Genomic DNA, 11,197 nt, shown 5'->3' on the forward strand with positions numbered 1-11,197 from the left:
TCCAGCTAAATATCCGTTTAGATTCAAACAGTAATGCTTATCCGAACGGCATTGCCTCACATTGGAGGCGCTTTTCAATTTAATATTTTGAAGTAAGTCGGCAGAGGTTAGTCTGAATTACTCAGTACCACCAACGGTTAGCGAGTCTAGTTTCAATGTTGGTTGACCAACACCCACTGGCACACTTTGACCAGCCTTACCACACACACCCACACCACGGTCGATGCTTAGGTCGTTACCCACCATAGACACCTGCTGCATCGCTTCGATACCAGAACCGATTAGCGTCGCGCCTTTCACTGGGTGAGTGATCTTACCGTTTTCAATCATGTACGCTTCAGACGCTGAGAACACGAACTTGCCAGAAGTAATATCTACCTGACCACCGCCGAAGTTCGGCGCGTAGATGCCTTTCTCAACAGTAGCAATGATCTCTTCCGGTGTGTGCTCACCCGGCAGCATGTAAGTGTTTGTCATACGCGGCATCGGAAGATGTGCGTAAGACTCACGACGACCGTTACCCGTAGGTGCTACATCCATTAAACGAGCATTAAGCTTATCTTGCATGTAACCTTTTAGGATGCCATTTTCGATCAGCGTGTTGTACTGACCATTAACGCCTTCATCATCAACGTTCAATGAACCGCGCAGGTCAGTCAATGTACCATCATCAACGATCGTACATAGGCTTGATGTAACTTGTTCGCCAACTTTACCAGAAAATACTGACGACTCTTTACGGTTGAAGTCGCCTTCTAAACCGTGGCCTACCGCTTCATGCAGTAAAACGCCTGGCCAGCCAGAACCTAATACTACAGGCATCGCACCAGCAGGTGCCGCAACCGCTTCGAGGTTAACTAAAGCTTGGCGAATCGCTTCATCTGCAAATTGATAAGCAACTTGAGTGCCTTTGTCATCACTTAAGAAGAAGTCGTAACCAAAACGGCCACCACCACCAGCGCTACCACGCTCACGACGATCACCCTTCTGTGCAAGTACGCTAATAGACAAGCGAACCAGCGGACGAATATCACCAGCGTAAGTGCCATCAGTCGCAGCAACCAGCATCTGCTCATGCACACCACTTAAACTCACCGATACTTCAGTCACCATCGGCTCTTTAGTGCGAATGTAAGCATCTAATGATTTTAGTAATTCTGTTTTCTGCTGTTTTTCCCAACTCGCAAGCGGGTTAACTGCATCATAGTAAGCTTGATTAGAGTTGCGTTTGAACGCTTGAACCTTGCCGTTTTGACCTTGTTTAGCAATACCACGAGCCGCAATTGCGCTCTGCTTAAGACCATCCAATTGGATTTGGTCAGAGTAAGCAAAACCAGTCTTTTCACCAGATACTGCACGAACGCCAACACCGCAATCGATATTGAAAGAGCCGTCTTTAATAATGCTGTCTTCTAGCACTAAAGATTCGTGCCAGCTTGACTGAAAGTAGATATCAGCATAATCAATTTGGCGGGTAGCAATACTCGCCAATGTATCTGCGATATTTTGCTCCGTAAGCCCTGTCGGGTTCAGTAGCGCTTCTTCAATTTGATTAATGCTCATAGATGGCTCTTGTTTGTAATTAAAATTGATTGGTAAATCGAGAGTGTTGCGCGATGGGCATATTTTGCCTAATGGACTCGCAACTGGATGTGTCTATCTCAACCACCATACTTTTAGGATCTTGGTCTAACTGTGCGACCACTCGTCCCCATGGATCAACCACCATTGAGTGTCCCCATGTTTCTCTTTGGCAAGGGTGTTTTCCGCCTTGACCTACCGCGACAATCCACGACTGTGTTTCAACCGCGCGGCATCTTAATAGTACTTCCCAGTGCGCTTGACCCGTTACCGCTGTAAAAGCCGCAGGCACCACAATGATTTGTGCCCCTTGCTTACGTAACTCTGAATACAAGTGTGGAAAGCGCACATCATAACAAATACTCAAACCTAAGCGACCAAAAGGCGTTTCCGCTGTCACAACTTGGTTGCCCGGAGTGAAAATATCCGACTCTCGATAGCACTTATGGGCGTCAGCGACATCCACATCAAACATGTGTAGCTTGTCGTAATGAGCAACGAGGCAACCAAAATCATCAATCACCAAGGTGGTGGTCGTCACTCCGTTAGTTGTGCTTATCGGCATACTGCCAATGACGATCCAAATTCTGTGAAGCTTTGCTAGCTCAGAGATTTTCTTTTGCAGTGGGCCATCATTAAAAGGCTCAGCACACTGGTGATAGTCGGCTTTACTGCCAAAAACTAACGCGTTTTCAGGGCAAACAACCCACTTAGCCCCCAACTCTTTGCACTTTGCAACTTCTTGAGCAAGGTACTCAAAGTTCAATTCAGGGCTGGGGCCAGATGTCATTTGAATCAACCCAACACAATCCATGTGTATCGCTCCTCCATTCATTATGATTCAGAAATCAGCATTTCACCGTATATTCGCTGACTCGGGCATAAGGTCTTTTCGGCTAATTTAAGGCCTATTCGGCTAATTTTCTCAGCTTCTCTGGCAGCTGAAACTCGCCAGAGCTACGAGAAAGTTCGCTCACCGTTGGTGAATCCAATGGTCCTTTCACCGAATAATTTACTTGGGTAAAGACTTCCACAACTGGCGAGATAACCGTGGTCACCGCCAATACGTACAGCGCCGTTTGAGGGGTTACCGCAAAGGCCGTTAATACGGGAATACCCGAGGTAATATCTGGGGTAAAGTTCACCTCAGCATCAACCTGACGCGTGTTGAGGTTAGCGATACCTTTGATTTTCATCTCACCTGCGACCGCATCCATGTTCAGATCATTGGTCAGGAAGATACCATTTTGAATCTCGCCCGTTCCGGTGATGCTGTTGAAGGCCATACCTTTATCAAACACATCTGAGAAATCGAGCTGCATCTTACGGATGATCGAATCTAGGCTAAACAGGCCAAGTAATCGAGCTGCGCCGCTCACATCCGAGATAATGCCTTTACCAAACTTGGTTTTAACGTTGCCATCAAGGGTATCCATTTTGATTCCCCAAGGCGAACCATCCCAATTTAGTTGACCTTCCAACGCGAATGGCGCTTTTTGAATCCCGGAAGTAATACCAAAGCGCTCCATGAGCTCGCTGTTGTTTTCACCTTCAACATCAACGGTTAACGATGAATGACTCTTGTCACCGTCCAGTTCCCACCAACCGCTGACATCCGCTTTATTGCCGCCGCTTCGAACCTGAATCTTCTTCCAATCAATGCGATTATCTTGTCTGGCCATCTCAACATCGACTTTACCGACCTTATAGCCTTGCAGCCAAAAGTCGTTCAGCGTCAGGGTCAGGTTTGGCATCGCATCGTGGATCTCTCTATCCAATTTGGATATCAATGGCGCAGCTTGTTCTTTACGTTGCAGCAGTTGCTGATCTTGGTTGTTCTTATCACTCCACTCAGGAACAAACAGATGCAGACGATCCAGTGAAACTGTCAAATCATAAGGAGGCAGGTAGTTAATATCCCCTTCTAGCTCTTGACTAGACACTTCCATTTGCCACGCCTGTTTGTTCTTACGAGCACTAAAATCGACGTCATTCCAAGAGATACCACCCAAGATCAGCTCTTTACTCTCAAAGGTAATACGGCTTGGCGCAGGTATGGTTGGCGTGTTCATTTGACTAAGTACAGCCGTTGAAGGCTTTACCGGTTCCATTACAACCGATAACCAATCATCGGCATTGAATTTGTCTGTACGAATCAGTGCGTGATGGCCCACCACCGGGCTAATTTTGTAGCCACCGCGACCAAGCACTAAGTTGGTCGCCGTTAACTCAGGCACGTCGCCTGTGATATCAATCTCAGTTTGGTACTTGGTGTTTGGCAATTGCAGGCGCGCGGTAATCGTCTCTTGGTTACCCGATGCCTGTAGCCTTGCAGAGCCACTTTCTAGTGATTTTTTCGCCAATGGATATGGGTAATCACTCGCCAAGTATTTTAGGTCTGACTGTAAGTCTAGTTGGTAGGTAAAGCCGATATCATTCAGCTGGATATCAATCTGGCTTTGCCATTGCGCATGACCTGATAAGCGGCTTAACCATTGCTCACCGATGTAAGGTTCTAGAGGCTTAACGTCCCAATCACCTAACACATCAATATCAACTGCATAGCCAGGACCATCATTAAGGCCCTTAAAATCAAGCGAGATACCTTGGTTAAGCAGATCCGCAGCGAGGCCATTTGCCGTCACTACGTCATTATCAAATTCAATTCGACCCGTGGTGTTCTCGAGCACCATTGGCGGCGCTTCAATCTCAACATGGTTGCCACTTAAGTCGGCGTAACCCCATGCTCTTGCTTCTTTTTCAGAATCAAACGGAATATTCAGCTGGAACTCAGAAGAGACATCACCACTCACTTGAAGTGCGGTTAAGGCTGCGCCTACCGAGCCCACCAGTGGCGAAGACGTCATGTAATCGCGTACTGCGTTGCCAGACGCCGTCGCTTTAGCTTCAATTTCAATATGGCCGCCTTCCCCTAAATAAGGAATGCGTCCTGTGATTCGATCTGCCGTCACATCCATCAGTTGAGCTGAGCGAGAATCCAGATGCATCGCATCATTTTCAAACAACAGATCAAGCTGAAGATCAGTAATCAGTGGCCACGCGGTATCAAAGCTGAATTTCGCATCTTCTAAGCCAACCCAAACCTGGAAAATACCATCGTGGTTAGTGTATGGGTATTGAGACAAATCACCATGCCACAACAGTTTTACGGTGTCCGCTTTACCCGCTTGAATCGCAGTTGAAAGGTAGTCTGTTAGATCTTGCCCAAGAGCCAGCGTAGGTAAGTAGCGCCATGTTTCACCGACATTGTAAGCGTCCGCTTCGCCGTAGAAGGATAAAAACGGGCTCGCATCTTTTGGGAAGTCTAAGCGGAATGCGCCTAGTACTTGTAAATCGGGGGTGGCAGCTGTGATTTTGTCTGACCACAGCTTCCAGCCGTTTTCATCTTGCTGCCAAACAATATCAACCTGACCTTGTTTGATATTCAAAGGCGCTTGGAATACGTCACCATAAGGGAACACATCGTCAATAACATGCAGGCTAGCTTTCGCTTCCGAGGCCGAACCAAACACACTACCAGACACTTGGCTAAAGCCTGGGACTAGTTCCCACTGCTCGATAGCAAGATCAGAAAAACTGGCTGAATAACGTAAACTGTCAATTCCCGAACCCATGGAAACACGGATATCAGAAACAGAGCCGCCCGGCGCCAATACGTTAATCATTTTGGTTGATTGTTCAGAGTCAGGCAGCAGCTTAATCAACGGAGTAATAGTCGCAATATCCAGCTCAGAAATGTTGAGTTGCCATGGACCTTGATTCCACTTGAACGCTACGTCGAGTTCCGGCCAAGGTGTGTCATCCGTTCTAAGGTTTAGTGAGTGACCATTTACTTGCCAACCATCATCAGTCGGCGACAACTTAAAGACACCGGACTCAAGCATGAGGTCATGCTCGCCATCTTCGTTCCACGCCAGTTCTGAGGGTAAAACCTCAACATAAGCGCTCACTGGCTTGCTATTTCGCAGCGTAAGCCAGCTATTCAAGCTCACAGTACCCGTTTCAATGCCGGATTCCGCCTGCATATAATGCGTAAGCCATGGCTTAACAGAAATGCTGTCGGCACTGACATAAAACTCACCAGTCACATCAGTCAGTGACCCACCATCAATAAAGTTAGCACTCACTGACAGAGAGTTTAGATTGGCATCTTTGATACTCACCACACCTTCAGCAAGGTGATGTTTGTCTGAATTTTGCCATTTTAAGGTTTCTATATCGAGCTGACGTTCTTCACCCGAAACAGAGTGATAAAGAATAGAAGAATCTTTTGCAGTTACATCGACGAGTGTTTTTAGCAGTAAATTATCGAGCTCTTGTATCACTCGCTTGGAAGACTCGGGATCTGTAGGTTCGTCTTTGCCATTTTGTCCGGCAAACAGATCAATTGAGCGGATATCAAGATACATTTGATTCATGACTAGATCGGCCACAACCGGGCGCATCTGCACGAGCGATTGAATCAAGTCAAACTCGACTTCAACACGCTCAACAGAGAAGGTCACATCTTCTGCATTGGGGAGGCTAGCTTTAACGCCTTGCAGAGCAATAGAGGGGTGAGTGTTACGCCAAAAACCGCCCACATCTTGAATCGAAAAATCAAAACCGGAGTGTTGGTTTACCCAAAGCTCAATTTCAGATTGATACTTGTTTAAATTGGGCAAGGCTACACGCAGTGTAGTAACGGCAATGGCTAGCGTTACTAAGAGAGTAACCACTAACCATAAACATGCACGTAGAATCAGAGTAACGCTTGAGCTCACAAAATTTCCATTACATCATAACAACATCAAACTGCTCTTGTATGTACAGAGGCTCAGCCTGGATTTTAACTTGCTTACCAATAAAGACTTCAAGCTCCGCAAGCGCATGAGATTCATCGCCCTCTAACGCCTCAGCTACGGCAGCTGCCGCATAGACCACAAATTTATCGGCGTCGTACGCACGATTCACTCGCGTGATCTCTCGAAGAATTTCATAACAAACGGTTTCAACTGTCTTCACACTGCCGCGGCCTTCACAAGCAGGACAGCTCGAACATAGGATATGCTCAATACTTTCACGAGTACGTTTACGAGTCATCTCAACCAACCCAAGCTGCGTGAAGCCATTAATATTGGTTTTCACACGGTCTTTGTCGAGCGCAGCCTCTAAAGAAGTTAGTACTCGCTTACGATGTTCCTCAGACAACATATCAATAAAGTCGATAATGATGATGCCACCTAAGTTACGTAGACGCAGCTGACGAGCAATCGCTTGAGTCGCTTCTACATTGGTGTTGAAAATCGTCTCTTCTAGATTACGACGACCAACAAACGCGCCAGTGTTGATATCAACCGTGGTCATCGCTTCAGTTTGGTCGATAATCAGATATCCACCAGACTTTAATTCGACTTTACGATCCAATGAACGCTGAATTTCGTTCTCGGTATCGTACATATCAAAGATAGGCTTATCACCTTCATACAGCTCAAGCTTGTCTGTCAGCTCAGGCACGTATTCAGAGGTAAACTCTTTTAGGTTTTCATATTCTAGACGAGAATCGACCTGAATCTTGCTCAGCTCAGTACCGACGAAGTCACGTAAGATACGTTGGCTTAAGCAAAGCTCACCATACAAACGAGTACGCGCCTTGTGCTTACCACGACGCTCTAATACTTTTAGCCATAATCGCTTCAAGAATGCGGCATCTTGTGCCAACTCATTTGAATCTGCACCTTCTGCTGCTGTGCGGATGATGAAGCCACCGTGTTCGTCACAGTAACGAGACACGACTTTTTTAAGACGGTTACGTTCAGACTCGCTGTCGATACGTTGAGATACACCAACATGACTTGCGCCCGGCATAAATACCAGATAACGAGACGGTAGAGTGATATCAGTGGTTAAGCGAGCACCTTTAGTACCAAGAGGGTCTTTGACCACTTGCACCACAATGTCTTGCCCTTGACGAACAAGCTCTGAAATGTCACGAACTTGAAACTGCTTCTTTTCATTTTCAGCAACACATTCAGTGTGTGGAACAATATCAGAGGCGTGTAAAAAAGCTGCTTTTTCAAGGCCTATATCCACAAAAGCCGCCTGCATTCCCGGAAGAACACGGCTTACACGTCCTTTATAGATATTTCCTACGATACCGCGTCGAGCATCTCGTTCGACATGGATCTCTTGAAGAGCCCCCCCTTCAATCATGGCCACACGAGTTTCACTCGGGGTCACGTTCAGCAACAATTCAGCACTCATGGTGCACCTCAGATTAGTAATTATAAGAATTCTTGCAGTAGCTGGTCCGTTTCAAATAAAGGTAAGCCGACAACGGCGTAATAACTACCTTCAATTCGGGTAACAAAGCGTCCGCCCAAACCTTGGATCCCATAGCTACCGGCTTTATCGCATGGCTCCCCTGTTTGCCAGTATTGTTCTATTTCTTTTTCACTGAGGGGTTTAAACCATACGTCGGTAATAATGATTTCTGTTCTTTGTTTTTCTTCTGAAACCACAGAAACCGCCGTCATCACTTGGTGACGTTCATTCGCTAACTGAGTAAGCATACGCTTAGAGTCAGCAAAATCGCAGGGCTTCTCAAGTACTTGCCCTTGAATAACAACGACGGTATCAGAACCAAGAACGACTATATCAGAGCCATTATCTACAGTATCAGAACTAGGAACGACATGCTGCCTTTCAGAAGGGTTATCTTTCAATAAAGACAACGCAGCTAAAGCTTTATCTAAAGATAGTCGCTTAACATATTCTTCGGCGGTTTCTTGAGCGTGTTTACACTCTTCAACATCGGTTACGAGGACAGAAAACTCATAACCGAGTTGAGATAGCAATTCTTTGCGGCGTGGAGAGCCGGATGCCAAAACTAAATGTTTCTTTTCCATCGTCACGCTACCTCACATGCCAATGGCGACGCACGCGTCTCATTAATAAAAACATCCAAGGCCAAAGTATACAGTTTATCAATACGCTCCATAACGATAACGGATTGAAAACAACATCTTGGATCAAATATTCACCAAAGAAGATCAACACCTCAAACAAGACCGTTAACGCGGCAATGATCATCGCTTGCTGCCATAACGCCATGTTACGAATGACGAGGAAGTTCATCGCAATAATGTACATCACTATTGCCATCATCATGCCTCGAATACCCAGAGTAGAGCCGATCAAAAGGTCCCACAATAAGCCTAAAATCAAAGCACTACCCACGTTAACACGATGCGGTAGAGCCAAAACCCAGTAACACGTAACCAGCAGTAACCAAGATGGTCTAAATAAATCTAAGCTACCAGGCCAAGGGATCGTCTGCAGAATCAGTGCTATTAAAAATGAGCAGAAAATTACTACCTTGCTTCTCAAAACGCTATTGGCCATCTTCGCCCTCTAACAATGCTTGTTCTATGCTCGATTGATCCGCTTGCATCTGTTTGTTTTCATCAGGCCATACAAGCAGCAGGTATCTGAGCTTATCGAACTCAACCACAGGCTCTGCTTTAATCACAGCGAACTCACGTTTCGGGTCGTAATCAACGGCCGTAACATAGGCGACTGGATAACCTTCTGGATATACCCCACCAAGACCTGATGTCACCAACAGATCTTCTTCTTGTATATCGGTACTGGTTGGAATGTGCTCTAGCTGGATCTCATCAATCATGCCATTGCCCGAAGCAATCACACGGATGTCATTACGAATAACCTGAACAGGAATCGCATTGTTTGCATCAGTGAGTAGTAATACACGACTATTATGAGCAGCAACGAAAGTGACTTGGCCGACAATGCCTTTTTCGTTGATCACCGGCTGACCTTCATACACCCCATCAATCTGACCTTTGTCGATCACGACTTGATGGCGATATGGTGAAGTGTCTACCGCCATAACTTCTGTGACGACTTTCTTCTCATCACGGATAAACGGCGAGCCTAACAGCTTACGAAGGCGCTTGTTTTCTTCTTGATATTGCTCAAGCAGAATCAGCTCGCTCTTCAGACGCAAGACTTCTCGTTTAATATTATGGTTAGATTCAATTAACCCTTTGCGAGTGCTAAAACGGTCGTAAACACTATCGAACATAGTGCGAGGCAAGTTGGCTGCATATTGAATAGGCGCAACCATGCTGTTTAATAGATAGCGAACATTTGAGAAAGCATCTAAACGACTATCAGCCAGCATAAGGCTGGCTGATAAAATTACAGCAAAAAACAGGCGCAATTGTAGAGAGGGACCTCTACCAAAAATTGGCTTCATTCTATATTTGGTCCTAGAGCTACATTTGATCCTATAGACAAGGTCCTAGGCTCTTTACATAAAACTAGATAAGAAAAGAGCCTAACACTAGATATTATTCTTCGCTGAACAGATCGCCGCCGTGCATGTCGATCATCTCTAGAGCTTTACCGCCACCTAGAGCAACACACGTTAATGGCTCTTCTGCAACAACAACAGGGATACCTGTTTCTTCTGTTAACAGGCGATCAAGGTCTTTAAGCAGTGCACCACCACCTGTTAGTACCATACCGTTTTCTGAGATATCAGAAGCCAGCTCTGGTGGACACTGTTCAAGTGCAACCATGACTGCAGATACGATGCCAGATAGAGGTTCTTGAAGTGCTTCAAGGATTTCGTTTGAGTTTAGGCTAAAGCTACGAGGCACACCTTCAGCAAGGTTACGACCACGTACTTCGATCTCTTCGACTTCATCGCCAGGGTAAGCTGAACCGATTTCGTGTTTGATCTTCTCTGCTGTCGCTTCACCGATCAAGCTGCCGTAGTTACGACGAACGTAGCTGATGATCGCTTCATCAAAACGGTCACCACCAATGCGAACAGAAGACGAGTAAACCACACCGTTCAGTGAGATAACCGCAACTTCAGTAGTACCACCACCGATATCAACAACCATTGAACCTGTTGGCTCAGAGACACGTAGGCCAGCACCAATCGCAGCAGCCATAGGCTCATCGATTAGGTAAACCTCACGAGCACCAGCACCTAACGCTGATTCACGGATAGCACGACGCTCAACCTGTGTTGAACCACAAGGTACACAAACCAAAACACGAGGACTTGGTTTAAGCACACTGTTGTCATGCACTTGTTTGATGAAGTGCTGAAGCATTTTTTCCGTTACGTAAAAGTCGGCAATTACACCGTCTTTCATTGGACGGATCGCTGAGATGTTACCAGGCGTACGACCAAGCATTTGCTTAGCAGCGTGGCCAACAGCAGCGACACTCTTTGCAGAACCCGCACGATCTTGGCGAATAGCTACAACTGAAGGCTCATCAAGAACAATGCCTTGGCCTTTTACATAAATAAGGGTATTGGCTGTACCTAAATCAATCGATAGGTCGTTTGAAAACATGCCACGAAGTTTTTTAAACATATTCTTCGCTCATCCTGCAAGAATTAGAAGACAAAAATTGCACTAAATGTACCAATGCCTTGCTGTTACGGCAAGGCATTGAAGTGCAAACATGGACTGAAACCCGCAATTTCTTACAGATTCCTAACTTAAGGGGCAAAAATTATATTATTACTGACCTGTTAAGCCACTTTCACCTCGGTAGATCACACGATCGT

8 protein-coding genes are annotated in these 11,197 nt (G+C 46.0%); all 8 read right to left on the reverse strand.

The features are described from left to right. Positions 1–117: 117 nt before the first annotated feature. Complete coding sequence (tldD, locus tag ACED46_RS15620) at positions 118–1,563, reverse strand: metalloprotease TldD (protein ID WP_371721847.1); 1,446 nt, start codon at positions 1,561–1,563, stop codon at positions 118–120. Between the two features lie 19 nt (positions 1,564–1,582). Beyond that, a complete protein-coding gene (locus ACED46_RS15625; RefSeq protein ID WP_017061365.1) occupies positions 1,583–2,395 on the reverse strand; it encodes a carbon-nitrogen hydrolase family protein in 813 nt (270 codons plus the stop codon). Between the two features lie 94 nt (positions 2,396–2,489). Next, complete coding sequence (locus ACED46_RS15630; protein WP_371721848.1) at positions 2,490–6,365, reverse strand: YhdP family protein; 3,876 nt, start codon at positions 6,363–6,365, stop codon at positions 2,490–2,492. A gap of 10 nt (positions 6,366–6,375) precedes the next feature. Further along, positions 6,376–7,845 (reverse strand): ribonuclease G, encoded by a 1,470-nt coding sequence (gene rng, locus ACED46_RS15635; RefSeq protein ID WP_017061363.1) that lies wholly within the window; start codon positions 7,843–7,845, stop codon positions 6,376–6,378. 20 nt (positions 7,846–7,865) lie between these two features. After that, positions 7,866–8,489, reverse strand: a complete 624-nt coding sequence (locus ACED46_RS15640; RefSeq protein ID WP_371721849.1) for a nucleoside triphosphate pyrophosphatase — start codon at positions 8,487–8,489, stop codon at positions 7,866–7,868. A gap of 7 nt (positions 8,490–8,496) precedes the next feature. Continuing rightward, on the reverse strand, positions 8,497–8,985 hold the full coding sequence (gene mreD, locus ACED46_RS15645) for a rod shape-determining protein MreD (RefSeq protein WP_371721850.1): 489 nt from the start codon (positions 8,983–8,985) through the stop codon (positions 8,497–8,499). Beyond that, positions 8,975–9,862 (reverse strand): rod shape-determining protein MreC, encoded by an 888-nt coding sequence (gene mreC / locus ACED46_RS15650; protein ID WP_371721851.1) that lies wholly within the window; start codon positions 9,860–9,862, stop codon positions 8,975–8,977. Before mreC ends, mreD begins: the two co-directional genes overlap by 11 nt. Positions 9,863–9,956: 94 nt before the next feature. Then, on the reverse strand, positions 9,957–11,000 hold the full coding sequence (locus ACED46_RS15655; RefSeq protein ID WP_371721852.1) for a rod shape-determining protein: 1,044 nt from the start codon (positions 10,998–11,000) through the stop codon (positions 9,957–9,959). Positions 11,001–11,197 lie beyond the last annotated feature (197 nt).

This window comes from Vibrio sp. 1S139 (assembly GCF_041439475.1).
Classification (GTDB): domain Bacteria; phylum Pseudomonadota; class Gammaproteobacteria; order Enterobacterales; family Vibrionaceae; genus Vibrio; species Vibrio crassostreae_C.